Origin of the sequence: Streptomyces sp. NBC_00190, assembly GCF_036203305.1 — a bacterium.
Taxonomy (GTDB): domain Bacteria; phylum Actinomycetota; class Actinomycetes; order Streptomycetales; family Streptomycetaceae; genus Streptomyces.
In genome coordinates, this window is the sequence record NZ_CP108131.1 from 5,875,792 (window position 1) to 5,890,724 (window position 14,933).

General features: G+C 73.7%; 13 protein-coding genes. 6 read left to right on the forward strand and 7 right to left on the reverse strand.

Features of this window, described 5'->3' with window-relative positions; translation table 11 throughout:
• The first annotated feature begins 41 nt into the window (after window positions 1–41).
• From OG429_RS28255 to OG429_RS28280, 6 genes are all read left to right on the forward strand, one after another.
• A complete protein-coding gene (locus OG429_RS28255) occupies window positions 42–2,837 on the forward strand; it encodes a bifunctional acetate--CoA ligase family protein/GNAT family N-acetyltransferase (protein ID WP_328928049.1) in 2,796 nt (931 codons plus the stop codon).
• A 50-nt stretch (window positions 2,838–2,887) separates the two neighbouring features.
• On the forward strand, window positions 2,888–3,490 hold the full coding sequence (locus tag OG429_RS28260; RefSeq protein ID WP_328928050.1) for a DUF5998 family protein: 603 nt from the start codon (window positions 2,888–2,890) through the stop codon (window positions 3,488–3,490).
• Window positions 3,490–4,695 carry an alkaline phosphatase family protein gene (locus OG429_RS28265; RefSeq protein ID WP_328928051.1) on the forward strand — a complete coding sequence of 402 codons (1,206 nt, stop codon included), beginning with the start codon at window positions 3,490–3,492 and terminating at the stop codon, window positions 4,693–4,695. Before OG429_RS28260 ends, OG429_RS28265 begins: the two co-directional genes overlap by 1 nt.
• 58 nt (window positions 4,696–4,753) lie before the next feature.
• Window positions 4,754–5,404, forward strand: a complete 651-nt coding sequence (locus OG429_RS28270) for a thymidine kinase (RefSeq protein WP_328928052.1) — start codon at window positions 4,754–4,756, stop codon at window positions 5,402–5,404.
• Window positions 5,405–5,905: 501 nt separating this feature from the next.
• Window positions 5,906–6,058 (forward strand): hypothetical protein, encoded by a 153-nt coding sequence (locus OG429_RS28275; RefSeq protein ID WP_328928053.1) that lies wholly within the window; start codon window positions 5,906–5,908, stop codon window positions 6,056–6,058.
• 119 nt (window positions 6,059–6,177) lie between these two features.
• Window positions 6,178–7,659 (forward strand): UDP-N-acetylmuramoyl-L-alanyl-D-glutamate--2,6-diaminopimelate ligase, encoded by a 1,482-nt coding sequence (locus tag OG429_RS28280; protein ID WP_328928054.1) that lies wholly within the window; start codon window positions 6,178–6,180, stop codon window positions 7,657–7,659.
• An 88-nt stretch (window positions 7,660–7,747) separates the two neighbouring features.
• On the opposite strand, the gene OG429_RS28285 is transcribed toward OG429_RS28280, so the two are convergent.
• Genes OG429_RS28285 through OG429_RS28315 form a run of 7 tightly spaced genes read right to left on the reverse strand, consistent with a single transcriptional unit; the run spans window position 7,748 to window position 14,903 of the window.
• Window positions 7,748–8,995, reverse strand: a complete 1,248-nt coding sequence (locus OG429_RS28285; protein WP_328928055.1) for a zinc ribbon domain-containing protein — start codon at window positions 8,993–8,995, stop codon at window positions 7,748–7,750.
• A gap of 41 nt (window positions 8,996–9,036) precedes the next feature.
• Window positions 9,037–9,603: a phage tail protein gene (locus OG429_RS28290; protein ID WP_328928056.1), complete on the reverse strand. Its 567-nt coding sequence runs from the start codon at window positions 9,601–9,603 to the stop codon at window positions 9,037–9,039.
• Complete coding sequence (locus tag OG429_RS28295) at window positions 9,600–11,564, reverse strand: putative baseplate assembly protein (RefSeq protein WP_328928057.1); 1,965 nt, start codon at window positions 11,562–11,564, stop codon at window positions 9,600–9,602. The genes OG429_RS28290 and OG429_RS28295 overlap by 4 nt, the downstream gene beginning before the upstream one ends.
• A complete protein-coding gene (locus tag OG429_RS28300) occupies window positions 11,564–11,986 on the reverse strand; it encodes a GPW/gp25 family protein (RefSeq protein ID WP_190184825.1) in 423 nt (140 codons plus the stop codon). The genes OG429_RS28295 and OG429_RS28300 overlap by 1 nt, the downstream gene beginning before the upstream one ends.
• Window positions 11,986–12,303, reverse strand: a complete 318-nt coding sequence (locus OG429_RS28305) for a PAAR domain-containing protein (protein ID WP_328928058.1) — start codon at window positions 12,301–12,303, stop codon at window positions 11,986–11,988. Before OG429_RS28305 ends, OG429_RS28300 begins: the two co-directional genes overlap by 1 nt.
• Before the next feature lie 60 nt (window positions 12,304–12,363).
• Window positions 12,364–14,181 carry a VgrG-related protein gene (locus tag OG429_RS28310; RefSeq protein ID WP_328928059.1) on the reverse strand — a complete coding sequence of 606 codons (1,818 nt, stop codon included), beginning with the start codon at window positions 14,179–14,181 and terminating at the stop codon, window positions 12,364–12,366.
• Complete coding sequence (locus OG429_RS28315; protein ID WP_328928060.1) at window positions 14,178–14,903, reverse strand: CIS tube protein; 726 nt, start codon at window positions 14,901–14,903, stop codon at window positions 14,178–14,180. Before OG429_RS28315 ends, OG429_RS28310 begins: the two co-directional genes overlap by 4 nt.
• Between the last annotated feature and the right edge of the window lie 30 nt (window positions 14,904–14,933).

Genomic DNA, 14,933 nt, shown 5'->3' on the forward strand with positions numbered 1-14,933 from the left:
CGCGAGCGCTGCCGGGCCGTTCCCGGCCGTAAGGTAGGCCCATGACCACCGAGTCGGACCCCTCGTACCCGGCCCACTGGGAAGCGGACGTCGTCCTGCGTGACGGCGGCACCGCCCGGATCAGGCCCATCACCACCGCGGACGCGGGCCGGCTGGTCAGCTTCTACGAGCAGGTCTCCGACGAGTCGAAGTACTACCGCTTCTTCGCTCCCTACCCCCGCCTCTCCGACCGCGACGTGCACCGGTTCACGCATCACGACTACGTGGACCGGGTCGGCCTCGCGGCGACCATCGGCGGGGAGTTCATCGGCACCGTCCGCTACGACCGCATCGGCTCCGACGGCCGGCCCGCCACCGCCCCCGCCGACGAGGCCGAGGTCGCCTTCCTCGTCCAGGACGCCCACCAGGGCCGCGGAGTGGCCTCCGCGCTGCTCGAACACATCGGCGCGGTGGCCCGCGAGCGCGGCATCCGCCGGTTCGCCGCCGAGGTGCTGCCCGCCAACAGCAAGATGATCAAGGTGTTCACGGACGTCGGCTACCAGCAGAAGCGCAGCTTCGAGGACGGTTCCGTCCACCTCACCCTCGACCTCGAACCCACCGCCGAGTCCCTCGCCGTGCAGCGCGCCCGCGAACAGCGCGCCGAGGCCCGCTCGGTGCAGCGGCTGCTGGCCCCCGGCTCGGTCGCGGTGATCGGAGTCAGCCGCTCCGGCGCGGGCGTGGGCGCCGCCGCGCTGCGCAACCTGCGCGACAGCGGCTTCCACGGCCACCTCTACGCCGTCAACGAGGAGGTCGCCCTCGACCTGCTCGACGGCGTGCGGGCCTACCGCACGATCGACGCCATCGGCGCCCCCGTCGACCTCGCGGTGATCGCGGTTCCGGCGGACCGGGTGCCCGAGGCCGTGGCGGCCTGCGGCGAACACGGGGTACAGGGGCTCGTGGTGCTGTCCGCCGGATACGGGGAGAGCGGCCCGGCCGGACTCGCCCGCCAGCGCGAACTGGTGCGCCAGGTGCGCTCGTACGGGATGCGGCTCATCGGTCCGAACGCCTACGGGGTGATCAACACCGCGCCCGAGGTGGAGCTCAACGCCTCGCTGACGCCCGCGCCGATGCCGATGCGGGGCCGGATCGGCCTGTTCACGCAGTCGGGGGCGATCGGGATCGCACTGCTCTCCGCCCTGCTCCGGCGCGGCGAGGGCCTGTCCTCCTTCGTCTCCGCGGGGAACCGGGCGGACGTTTCCGGCAACGACATCCTTCAGTACTGGTACGACGACGAGGCGACCGACGTCGCCCTGATGTACCTGGAAACCCTCGGCAACCCGCGGAAGTTCACCCGCCTCGCCCGCCGGACCGCAGCCGAGAAGCCGGTGGTCGTCGCCAGGGGCGGCCGCCACACCCCGGCGGGGCACGTGGTCCCGGGCACCCGGCTGCCCGACGCCACCGTCTCCGACCTGCTGCGGCAGGCGGGCGTGATCCGGGTCGACACGGTGACGGAGCTGGTGGACGTCGGCCTCCTGCTGGCCGCGCAGCCGCTGCCCGCCGGGCCCCGGATCGCGATCCTCGGCAACTCCGAGTCCCTCGGGGTCCTCACGTACGACGCCTGCCTGGCCCAGGGGCTGCGGCCGCTGCCGCCGCTCGACCTGACGACGGCTGCCTCGCCCGAGGACTTCCGCGCGGCGCTGGTCTCGGCGCTGGCCTCCGACGACTGCGACGCGGTGGTGGTCACCGCCATCCCCTGGGTGAGCGAGCACGCGCTCGCCGACGACCTGGCCGATTCCCTGCGCGAGGCCGTGGCCGAGGTGCCGGGCAAGCCCGTGGCCGTGGTGCACGTGGAGCTCGGCGAACTGGTGGACGCGCTGTCCGCCACGCGGGGCCCCGCACCCGCCGCGCCCCTGCCCGAACCGGGGCTCCGCCCCCGGCCCGGCGCCGGGCCCAGCGCCGGGGCCGTCGGCGGGGCCGGCACCGCGGGGGACCGGATCCCCAGCTATCCCGCCGCCGAGCGGGCCGTACGCGCCATCGCCGAAGCCGTCCGGTACGGACAGTGGCGGCGGGCCAGCGCCGAGGCCGGCCACGTCCCCGAGTACGAGGACATCGACGAGCCCGGCGCCGCCGCCCAGCTGGCCCGGCTGCTGGCCGACGTCGACGGCGGAGCCGTGCTCACCCTGGCCGAGTGGGACGCCCGCGAGCTCCTCGGGCGGTACGGGATCCGCGTCATCCACGCCCTGCCGGCGCCCAGCCCCGACGCGGCCGTCCGGGCCGCCGGGGTACTCGGATACCCGGTCGCCCTCAAGACCACCGCCCCGCACCTGCGCCACCGCGCCGACCTGGGCGGCGTACGGCTCGACCTCAGGAACGAGGCCGAGCTGAGGCTCTCGTACGAGGACCTCACCGGCCTGCTGGGCAAGCCCTCGGAGCTCCAGCCGGTGGTCCAGGCGATGGTGCCCCGCGGGGTCGACACGGTCGTCCGTTCCGTCATCGACCCGGCCGCGGGCGCCGTCCTCTCCTTCGGGCTCGCCGGCGTCGCCTCCGAGCTGCTCGGGGACACCGCCCACCGCCTGGTCCCGGCCACCGACCGGGACGCCGCCGGGCTGATCCGGTCCATCCGGACCGCACCCCTCCTGTTCGGCTGGCGGGGCAGCGCCGCCGTCGACACCCCCGCCCTGGAGGAGCTGCTCCTGCGCCTGTCCCGCCTCGTGGACGACCACCCCGAGGTGATCGACGTCTCCCTGGAGCCCGTGGTCGTCGCCACCGAGGGACTGTCCGTACTCAGCGCCACCGTCCGCGTCGCGCACCCGCCCGCCCGCGGCGACCTCGGACCGCGGACCCTCCCCAGTTACTGAGCGCGTACGGAGAGGCCGGGGCGCCCCGTGCGGGCCTTAGGATGGACCTCATGGCGAAATCCGGTACGACGACCCAGGGGCTGCGCACGGCGATCGAGCGCAGCGGCTACTACCCGGCCCTCGTGGCCGAGGCCGTGGAGGCCGCGGTGGGCGGCGAGCCGATTTCGTCGTACCTGGTCCACCAGGAGACGACCTTCGACTCCAACGAGGTGCGCCGCCACGTCACCGTGCTGGTCCTGACCGGAAACCGCTTCATCGTCAGCCACACCGACGAGCAGGCCGCCGACGCCGGGTCCCCGTCCCCGTACGCGACCACCTCCACCGAGTCGGTCAAGCTCTCCAGCATCTCCTCCGTGGTCCTCAGCCGCGTCGTCGCGAACCCGGAGTCCTACACCCCCGGCACCCTGCCCCGCGAGGTCGTCCTGACCATCGGCTGGGGCGCGGTCTCCCGGATCGACCTGGAGCCGGCCGCCTGCGGCGACCCGAACTGCGACTCCGACCACGGCTACACCGGCAACTCCACCGCCGACGACCTCAGCCTGCGGGTCAGCGAGGCGGGCGACGGCCCGGAGGCGGTGCGCCAGACCCTGGTCTTCGCGCAGGCGCTCAGCGAGGCAACGGCGGCCACCTCCACGTCCACCTCCGCCCGCTGATGGCGTACCCCGCCGCGCAGAACTGGGCGGACGAGCCGGAGCTGCTGGATCTCGCGGCCGCCCCCGTCCCCGAGTACGGCGCCGGCTCGCTCGCCGACCTGCTGCCCACCCTCGTGGCCGGCCAGGGCGTCCCCGGTTTCACCGCCTCCATCGCGGAGCTGACCCCGGCCGACCGGAACTGCGTCTTCCTGGTCGACGGCATGGGCTGGGAGCAGATCAAGGCCCACCCGGACGAGGCTCCGTACCTCACCTCCCTGCTCGCGGGCTCGCGCGGCGGCACCGGCCGCCCGATCACCGCGGGCTTCCCGGCGACCACCGCCACCTCGCTGGCCTCGGTGGGCACCGGCCTGCCGCCCGCCCGCCACGGCCTGCCCGGCTACGCCGTGCGCAACCCGGCCACCGGCGAGCTGATGAACCAGCTCCGCTGGCAGCCGTGGACCGCGCCCAAGCCCTGGCAGCCGTACCCGACCGTCTTCCAGCTGGCCGACAAGGCCGGGGTGCACACCGCCCAGGTGTCCTCGCCCGCGTTCCAGACCACCCCGCTCACCAAGATCGCGCTGTCCGGCGGCACCTTCCACGGCCGGATGACCGGCGAGGACCGGATGGACCTCGCGGCGATCCAGCTCGCGGCCGGCGACCGCTCGCTCGTGTACACGTACTTCAGCGAGCTCGACGGGGCCGGCCACCGCCACGGCGTGGACTCCGACGCCTGGCGCGGCCAGCTGATGCTGGTCGACCGGCTCGTGCAGCGCCTCGCCGAGCAACTGCCGCCGCGTACCGCCCTGTACGTGACCGCGGACCACGGCATGGTCGACGTCCCCTTCGACGAGGACTCCCGGATCGACTTCGACGAGGACTGGGAGCTGGGCGCGGGCGTGGCCCTGCTCGGCGGCGAGGGCCGGGCCCGGCACGTGTACGCCGTGCCGGGGGCCGGGGCCGACGTGCTGACCGTGTGGCGCGAGGTGCTCGGCGACCGGTTCTGGGTCGCGAGCCGTGAAGAGGCCCTGGAACTGGGCTGGTTCGGGCCGCCGGGGGAGTGCGACGAGCGCGTGCTCGGCCGGATCGGCGACGTCGTGGCCGCCGCCCAGGCGGATGTCGCGATCACCGCCTCGCGCAACGAGCCCAACGAGTCCGCCCTCGTCGGAATGCACGGCTCCATGACCGCGGCCGAGCAGCTCGTCCCGCTGCTCGAAATCCGCACCTGACCGACGCTCCTCCCTGCCTCCCCCTCCTGCCCACGACCGGAAAGGTCCCGTACTTCCCATGCCCGAGCTGGTGTTCTTCTCCGGAACGATGGACTGCGGAAAGAGCACTCTGGCGCTCCAGATCGCCCACAACCGTGACGCGCGGGGGCTCCAGGGCGTGATCTTCACCCGTGACGACCGGGCGGGCGAGGGCAAGCTGTCCTCGCGGCTCGGCCTGGTGACGGAGGCGGTCGAGGCGCCGGAGGGAATGGACCTGTACGCGTACCTGGTCGCCCAGCTCTCCAAGGGCGGCAAGGCGGACTACGTGATCGTGGACGAGGCGCAGTTCCTGGCGCCCGAGCAGATCGACCAGCTCGCCCGGATCGTCGACGACCTCGACATGGACGTCTTCGCCTTCGGCATCACCACGGACTTCCGCACCAAGCTCTTCCCCGGCTCGCAGCGGCTGATCGAGCTGGCGGACCGCCTCGAGCAGCTCCAGGTCGAGGCCCTGTGCTGGTGCGGCGCCCGCGCCACGCACAACGCCCGTACGGTGGGCGGGGAGATGGTCGTCGAGGGCGCGCAGGTCGTGGTCGGCGACGTGAACCGCCCGGCGGAGGAGATCGGCTACGAGGTCCTGTGCCGCCGCCACCACCGCCGCCGCATGACCTCGGCCGCGGCCCAGGCGGGCGCCCTCTCCCCGGACGTCCTCCCGGTCAACCACGCCTGACGGGTCCCGGATGCCGCGCCTGCGGAACGGTGAGGTCGTGGACACCGCAGGTACCGGGCTTCGGATCCGCCCTCCTGGAGCCGGTCGCTCCAGGAGGGCGACGGGGCGGGATCAGCTGCGTTCCGACAGGGCGTTCGTGTCGTGCCTCTGGGCTGCCCCCTACTTCAATTTGATGATCGCCGATGTGTAGGTGCAGGGCCGCTCCGTATACGTAGAACACCACCAGTAGGTCACCCAGCCTGCCGTAGTGCCCAGTTGGGCTCGGCGCGCACTGTGGTGCGGGTCGGTATCCGCCGTGGACGTCCAGTGATCCTGTGGCTGGTTCGAATCAGGCGCTCTGGTCCGTGCGCGCCAGGACGAGCGCCGCCCCCACCTGAGCCATCGCCTCCCGCCATGCATCCACGTACGGGGACGGCTGGTCGCCGTCGTAGACGGACCGGTGGCCTTCGCGCGCCAGCAGTGGTGAACCCCGGGCCGCTGGGTGGGCCGTACACTCGGCCCATGGGTCGCACACGTTCCTCGAGGCAGTGCCTGCAGCAGGCCGCCTCCGGTATGCGCCCGGCCGCCGGGGTTCCGACCGTCGTCGACCCGGCCGGCGCGGCCCTCGCCGTACCGTCCAAGACGCGCCGTACGGCCCTGCACGGCCACGGCTAGCGCTTCGCGCCTCCGGCCCCTCTGCTCCACATCACCACAGCAGCTTCCCGGCATGCCGCCGGCGCTGCCGCCTGGCTACGGCCGCACGCCCGGGCCCGAGCCCCCTCGAAGGGATCATTGTGAAGCTGAGCGAATTGCTGGCCGGGCAGGAGCACCACGTCCTCCAGGGTGATCCGGACACGACGCTGATCACCGCGGGGACCACCTTCGACGCCGACCGGGTGATGCCGGGCTCGCTCTTCATCGCCGTACCCGGACACCGGGAGGGCGGCCCCGGCTCCGTCTCGCCCGCCCTGGCCCGGGGTGCCGCCGCCGTACTCGTCGACGGCAGTGAACCCGCCCTGCCGGCCGCGGGATGGCCCCCCGGCACCTGCGCCGTCCGGGTACCCGACACGCGGACGGCCGCCGCGGTGGTGACCTCCCGCTACTTCGGAGAGCCCGGGCGGCAGATGGACATGATGGCGATCACTGGCACCAACGGGAAGACCTCCGTCTCGTACATGGTCGAGTCCGTCCTGCGGATCGCCGAGGGCTCCAGGGTGGGGGTGATCGGAACCGCCGGAAGCAGGATCGGCGACGAGCCGATCCCCATGCCGCCATCGGTGCTGACCACGCCGGAATCTCCCGACCTGCAGTACCTACTGGGGTACATGCGCGACCGCGGGGCCGCCGGCGTGGTGCTGGAGGCCACCTCGATGGCGCTGCTGACGCACCGGGTGGACCGTACGTTCATCGACGTCGGGGTCTTCACCAACCTCACGCAGGACCATCTGGACGACCACGGGACGATGGCGGACTACCGGGACGCCAAGCTGCGGCTCTTCCAGGGACTGTGCCGGCGTGCGGTGGTCAACGCCGACGATCCGGTGGGCGCGTCCATCGTGTCGATGATGCCGGGTGCGGTGACCACGTACGCCCTGGACCGCCCGGCTCACTACCGGGCCACCGACCTCGTGGTGAGTGCCTCGGGTACGCGGTTCACGCTCCACCACGACGGACGTGCCTACCCGGCCTCGATCCCGGTCCCCGGCCGGTTCTCGGTGGCCAACGCGCTGGCCACGGTGGCGGCCTGCCATGTGCTGGGGCACGAGCTGGGCCCCCTGGTCGACGCGCTCGACCGGATGCCGCCGGTCCCGGGCCGACTGGAACGCTTCCGGACCCCGCTGGGCACGTCGGTGATCGTGGACTACGCCCACTCGCCGGACTCCCTGGACAAGGTCCTGACCACCATCCGGGGCTTCGCCCGCGGCCGGGTGATCACGGTCTTCGGCTGCGGCGGGGACCGCGACACCACCAAACGGGCCGAGATGGGCCAGATCGCCGGGACCCATTCCGACCTTTGCGTCCTGACCTCGGACAACCCCCGCAACGAGGACCCCGAGGCCATCCTGGACCAGGTCTCCCCCGGCCTCACGGCGACCGGCACCCCCTTCCGGCGCTACACCGACCGCCGCCAGGCGATCGCCTTCGCCCTGTCCGCGGCGGGCCCCGACGACACGGTCCTGATCGCCGGCAAGGGCAGCGAACCACACCAGATCGTCGGCGAGGAGCTGCTGCCCTTCAGCGATATGGCCACGGTGCGCGAACTGGCCCAGACCTAGGTCGTCTGCGGTACCAGGCGACGCGGCCCAGGCGGGCGCCCTCTCCCCGGACGTCCTCCCGGTCAACCACGCCTGACCGGCCGGGCGGTCAGCTGCGCTGGAAGAACTCCACCTCCGCCAGGGCGACATGGCGGTCCGGGGCCGACCCGGCGGGTGCGTCGAGGGTCAGGCGGATCGCCGTGACGTCGCTGATGCCGGTGGGGAACGTCTGTGGACCGGGTTTGTCGCTCAGGGTGAGCTGCTTGCGGACCTTCTGGCCGTCCTGTGCCGTCACTTCCATGTCGATCTGGAGCGCCCGCCCCTGGTTCGCGTACTCCTCGGGTGAGGACGAGGCGCCGTTGGTGATGATCACGTCGACCAGGCGGAACGGCTTGGCGAAGGTGTACGTCGCCGAGGCACCGGGGCCGGGCACGCCCCAGTAGCGGTTGCTGAGCCCGTCCGTGCTGTGGCTCACCGGGTGCCCGGGCAGCTCGGCGCTCGCCTCGACGCGGGTCGGGGTCACCGCCTTGGCCTTGCCGAGCTTGTCCCGGGTGTCCTCGATCAGGTGGCGTCCGGCCGGCAGCATCAGGAAGCCGGCCGCGCACAGGGCCAGCACCACGGCCAGGATCACCAGGAAGCGCACCATCCGGCCCGACCCCGCCCGCGTGCGGCGGCGCAGCGGCCAGATCGTCCGCCACCACGGCAGGGGAGCCGGTGCGGCGCCGCTTGTCAGCGGCGCCGCGCAGCGGCGGCAGAAGCGGCGGTCCGACGGGTTGGGCGTGCCGCAGGAGGGACACGGCACCCCGGCCACGTCGTCGCTCACCACAGGGGCACGCACGACCGGGCGCGGCGCGACGGCCTTCGCGGGCCGCACGGGCTGCGGGGACGCCGATGCCTGCGGCGCGACGGCCTCGGGGGCGACGGCCTCGGGGACGGCGGCCTGGGGGACGGCGGGTGGCCGAGCGGCGGGCGCCGTTCCGGGTCGGGTCCGGTCCTCCCCGCCCGCCGCACGGGCCGTCGGGAGCGGTGTCCGCGGCGGATCAGGCTCCGACGGGGAGGGGGCTGCCCCCGAGGGCGCGGGCGGGGCGGACGGCGTGGACGGGGCGGAGGGCGCGGACGGCGCGGACTGTGCGCCGACGGGCGCGGGCGGGGCCGGCTCCGCTGCCGAGGGGGCGGGCGGGCCGCCCTCCGCGGCACCGGGCGGCCGGGAGTCCACCCGTTCGGGAGCCGCGTCTCCCGCACCCGCAGGAGGGGCAGCCGGGGCGGTGTTCGGGGTCGTCCCTGCCGCACCCCGCGCGGGGGTGGAGTCCGACCAGCCCAGGTAGGCGCCGCAGTTGCCGCAGAAGTCGTCCGTCACGCCGTTGGACGCACCGCACACGGGACACGCACGCAATGCCGTCAGCTCCCTTCACCTGCGGGCGGCCCGGGCAGGACCTCCACCCGGCAGACCGTATGAACCGGGCACAGGGTGCGGACGAGCGAGCGGACCCGGTCCACCTCGTACGCCTCTCCCGTGCCGCGCGGCCACACCCGTACCAGGACCTCGCCGGCCGGGGGAGGCAGCGGCTCGGCACCGGCCGTACGGGACCAGGTGGCTGTGCCGTCCCCGCTGACCTCGGCGGACACGCCCAGCACCAGGCGCAGGGCCTCGGTCAGGCCGCGCCGGGTGCCGCGCCACCGGTGCAGTTCCACCGCGCGTGCCACCGCCTCGCGCCGCAGTGCGGTCGGCCAGTCGGGGTCGTCCGCGCCGCCGACCCAGGAGGCCAGCCAGGACAGGAAGTCGGCCGGGGCCAGCCGCGGGTCGAAGTACGAGGGCAGGTTGTCGAGGGTCGTGAACACCGGGGCCAGGACCGTGTCCAGCCCGGCCGTGAACCGCTGGGCGAAGTCGTCGTCGGCGTACAGCGCGGGCAGCTGCTCGCCGATCGGGTGCCTGCTGGGCAGGCCGGGGACGGCGGCCCGGCTCATCCGCGCGCCCCCGGCTCCGGCGCCGTCACGACCACCTGGTGCTGGTAGGAGAAGACCAGCGTGCCCGCGCCGATGTCGATGCGGTCGACCGGGGCGCCGCGCCGCCCGGTGATCGGGTCGGCGGCGAACATGCGGATCTCCTCCACCAGGACGTCCCCGATGGCGCGTTGCAGTACGCCGAACACCTCGCCGTACTGGACGGGCCGCCCGAACGGCCAGCCGGTTCCGTCGGGCCCGCCGTGCAGCGGGTTGAGGTGCCGGAACAGCGCGGCGAGCGCCGCGTCGCGCACCCGGTCGGCGTCCCCGGCGGGCGCCGACAGCCGGGCGACCACGGTGACGCCCTGGTAGACGGGCGGTTCCACGACGAGGCTGGTGCCGATCAGGCGCCGTTCGTCGAGGCTCGTGGTGATCGCGGTGAGGACCTGGTCGGAAGGGATCAGCTGCTCGAAGCGGAGCCGGTCGCCCTCGTCGGCGACCGCGTCCGGCACCACCAGGACCCGTACCGCGCCCGCGCCGCCGCCGTCCGTGGCGGGCATGCAGCGGACCCGGCGCACCGAGGGCGCCGCCCGGCGGGCGATGATCTCGTAGTCCTCGGCGGTCACCGCGCGCTCCTGCATGCGCAGCGCCTCCGGGGCCCGCAGCTTGGCGTTGTCGATCGTCTCCCCGGCGACACCGCCGCGCGCCGCCTCCCGATTGGTGACCCGGGCGACGTACGGGACGGAGCTGCGCAGTACGGAGATCGCGCCGCGCGAGACGTTGCCCGCCGGGCCGCCGCCCGTGCGGTAGCGGGCCACGCGGACCTGGGAGCCCTTGGGCGGTACGGCGCCGCAGGGGCGCAGGGTGCCGTCGGCCTCGCGCAGCACCGGCGGGAAGGAGAACTCGCCGGTGGTGGCGTCCACACGGACGTGCCGGTCGTCGGGCCCCGAGCGGCCGAAGTGCTCCACCACGTCCCAGCGCTGCCAGCCCTCGGGGGAGGACACCTCCACCACCGGGGGCTCCCCGTCGAGCAGCACGGGCGGGCGGCCGAGGCGGAAGCTCTGCCCCGCCACGCCCTCCGACGCGCCGAGCGGTACGTAGGCCACCCGCTCGGCGTGCTCCACGGTCATGGTGCCGCCGACGGTGAAGACGGCGGCCTCGCGCACGGTCGGTGACTCCGAGTAGAACGGCTGGCCGGGCTCGGGCTCGGTGACCCGGCAGCGCAGCCAGCCCGCGCGGGTACCGCTGATCACCGACGCGGTGTGCCCGGCCGGTACGTACACGATGATCTCGCCGGGCCGGTTCAGGCCGCCGGTGCTGTCGGAGTCCGTCGCGCAGCGCTGCCACCGGCCGCCGTCCCACGCCTCCCACACCAGCGGGGGCTGGCGCGGGTCGACACCGACGCCCTCGACGCGGCTGTCCAGGCGCACCGCGACCACGCAGCGCGGCACCGCCGTCGGCAGGCCGAAGAGCAGGGCGTCGCCGGGCTCGGGCGTCGCCTGGAAGCACGGTATGTCGCGGCCCTCGGCGAGCGCGCCGGTCCGGTCGGCCGGCTCACCGGTGCGGGGCGCGGCGACCAGCCGCGTCAACTCGCTGGGCACGATCCGCAGATCGTCGGTGGTGGCGAAGACCACGGCCTCCTCGGTCTCGCCGGCCGCGGTCGTCACCTCGGTGCCCGCGGGCAGCGTCACCGTGTCGGGCTGCGGGGCGGACAGCCAGAAGTCGACGTCGGCGGTGGCGGCCGAGGGCGGGTACAGCTGGATGCCCAACAGGTCGAGGAACGCCAGGTAGTTCTTGTCCGGGACCCGGTTCAGCCGGTACAGCAGCTGGTCCACGAGGTAGGCGAACGTCTCGATGAGGGTGACGCCCGGGTCGGAGACGTTGTGGTCGGTCCACTCCGGGGCGCGCTGCTGCACGTACCGCTTCGCCTCGTCGACGAGCTGCTGGAACCGTCGGTCGTCCAGGTTGGGGGAGGGCAGGGCCATCAGTCCGCGACCATTTCCTCGGCCCCCTCCTCGGAGGGGATCGTGTAGAAGGGGAAGACCAGGTTGCGCCGGTCGTTGGTGGTGCGCACCGTGTAGTGCACATCGATGTAGAGGGTGCCCGCCTCGACGGCGTCGAAGGCCACGACGACCTCGTCGACCGCGATCCTGGGCTCCCACCGTTCCAGTGCCTCGCGCACCTGCTGGGCGACCCGGCCGGCGGTGTCGCCGTCGCCGGGGGCGAAGACGTACTCGTGGATGCCGCAGCCGAATTCGGGCCGCATCGGCCGTTCGCCGGGCGCGGTGCCCAGCACCAGGCGGATGGCCTCCTCCAGCTCGCGCTCCCGCTCGACCATGGCTATCCCGCCGGTCGGTCCGACCCGCAGGGGGAAGGCCCAGCCGCGCCCGATGAACCGTTCGCTCATCACACGCCCCCGATCAGGACGTTCGGGGCGCCGGTCAGGACCATCGCGCCGCACGCGGTCTGGTCGCGCGCCCGCGCGGCGGGCAGCCCGCCGATGAGCACCGCGCCCGCGGTGAGGGCGGCCGGGTTGGGCATGATCACGTTGGCCGGGCCCATGGCCGCGTGCGGCGGGACCACGCAGACGTGCAGGCTGCCCACGACGGCGGCGGGACGGCCGCCGATCAGCACCGTCGCCACCGCCGCGGCGGCCCCGGGCGGCGGTGTGGCGAGCCGACCACCGTGGTTGGTGGGGTCGCCGGTACGGGCTGCGGCTGGCATCGGGTGCTCCTCGGGGAAGGCGGTCGTGGTGCAAGGGGCATGGGCATGCGGGTACGGGGCTCAGTTGATCCGGATGAGCCGGGCCTTGAGGACGGCGAGCAGGCCGCCGTTGACGGTGACGTCCGTGGTGCCGTTTACCTTGACCGACCGGCCGCCGATGCTGACCCCGGCGGTGCCGTCGATGTCCACCTGGCGGCCGGACACCTTCACGGTGCCCTTCCGGGCGTCCAGCGTGATGCCGCTCTTGTCCAGCAGGACCGAGGTCAGGGGACGGCCCCGGCCCGCGTACACGGTGAGCTCGATCCGGTCCCGCCGGTCGTCCATGCGTACTTCGAGCCGTTCGTCCCCGGTCACCAGCCGCAGCCCGGAGGGGCCGGGCGCCGCCGCGTCCAGCAGTTCCACGCGGTGGCCCGAACGCGACACGATCGAGCGGCGGTTGACCTTGCCGCTGGTCTTGTCGATCAGCGGCACGTCGTGCGGTGAGGGCTTGTCCACGCCGTTGTAGAGCCCGCCGATGACGTACGGGCTGTCGAGCAGGCCCTGCTCGAACCCGACCAGCACCTCGTCGTTGACCTCGGGGCTCACCACCCCGCCGCCGCCCTTGCCGCCCCACTGGACGGTGCGCACCCAGTCCGTGACGTAGGTGTCGTCCAGCCAGGGCAACTTCAGCCGCACCGCGCCGCGTTCGGAGCCGTTCGGCTCGCGCACGTCCGTCACGACGCCGATCGCCAGGCCGGGGATGCGCGGCCCGCGACCCGGCGCGTTGGCGCCGGTCACGAGGCCGGTCAGGGAGCGGTCCGGGCTGGCGCTGACCCACACGGTCGTGCGGAAGCCGCCGTGCGGCTCCAGGACGTGCTGCACGGCCGTGGCCGTGTACCGGCCGGAGAACGCCTGCCCGACGTTGCCGAGGGCCACCGGCTTGCCGGCCCGCAGCAGCGGGTTCCCCTCGGCCACCGCCTCCAACTCGCCGAAACCGGCGCTGATCTGGGCCGCCGCCGCCTTCGCGACCGCCGTCGTCTCGGCCTGCGTGCGGTAGGGGGTGTCGGTGACGGACACGGCCGCCGCCCCGAACCGGGCGGCGGTCTGCGGGCCGAGGCCCGGAACCACCGTGTCGCTGACCACGGACGGGTGTTCGGCGACGAGCGGCCGCTTCGTGGTCACGTCCCAGCCGCGTACCTGCACCTTCGAGGCGCCGTCGGCTGCCGACAGCGCGGCCCGCAGGGCGAGGAGGTTCCGCCCGTACTCCAGGACCATCGGGTCGCGCACCGCCGACGTCGACGGGGCGGGCGCCCCCGACGCCTTCACGGGCCGGGTGAACTGGAGCAGCCCCTTGTCGTCGACGCGCACCTGCGCGCCGCTCTCGCCGGCGAGGTACTGGAGGAAGTCCCAGTCGGAGACGTTCGCCTGGGACAGCTGCTTGTACGTGACCGGAGCGGCCTCCACCTTCCCGACGGCGAGTCCGGCTCCGGCCGCCACCTTGCGGACGATGGCGGCGGTCGTCATGTTCCGGTACGCCACGACCTTGCGGCCGCGCTGGAGCCGGTGCGCCTTGGAATAGGCGCGTACGACGGTGAACGAGCCGGTGCGGTCCCGGTCGATCTCCAGGGCCGTGACCTCGCCGTTGAACAGCCGTTCCCGCGTCTGCCCCTTCGCGGTAGCCACCGACACCCGCAGCGGGGTGCCGATGGTGATGCCGGTGGCGCGCAGGAACTCGTGGTCGGGGTCGCGGTAGGTGAGCACCGCGGTGTCGGGCAGGCCCACGTTCTCGTCCACCACGCAGCTCACCAGTTGCGCCGCCCAGGTCTGCGGCAGTTCGCCGGGGGCCTCTACGATCGGGTCGGCCGCGAACGACCGGCCTCCGGGTTCGGACCCGCTCACCGCTGCTCCTCCTCGCCGTGCTGGTCCCGCGTGCCCGGCACCACGAGCTCGGTGCCGGGGACGAGTGCCATCGGGTCGTCTATGCCGTTGGCCTCGGCGATGGCCCGCCAGGCCGTCGCGTCGCCGTATTCGCGCCAGGCCAGCATGGCCAGACTGTCGCCCGCCACCACGGTGTGGGTGCTGCGGGCGGTGCGTGAGCCGGAGGTCGGGTTCTGGCCGGGCGGGTCGACGCTCGCCTCCTCGATGGACAGCGAGCAGGTGGCCCGCAGCGGCTTGCCGTCCACGTCGAAGAGCGTGTACGACACCGACAGGTTCGACAGGACCCCGTCGAACGACGTCGTCCGCGCGCTGCCCCACTCGAAGCGCACCCAGGGGCTCGCCGGCTTCTTGCGGCCGAGGCTGGCCGGGGTCGGCACGCACGCCTTCATCAGCTTCTCCACCGCCTGCTCCACCGAGTTGTCGTGTTTGGCGGTGGCGTCCAGGAACACTTCGAGGCTCAGGGTGCGCGGGCCGCTGCCCACGAACTCGGGCAGCGCCGACTGACCCGCCATCCGGGACGGGGACCGCCGCCACTCGGTGGTCTTGCCCAGCTGCAGCTTCGAGGGGTTGAACTGGAGGTCGAGCCGGGCGATCGTCCCGCCGGGCTTGGCCCCGACCGAGGCCGGGGGCTCTTTGAGGGTGAGCTGGGCCCTGGCGCGGCTGGCGCGTGCCGAAGAGGCCATGCCGTGGACTTCCTTCCGGAGCGGCGAGGA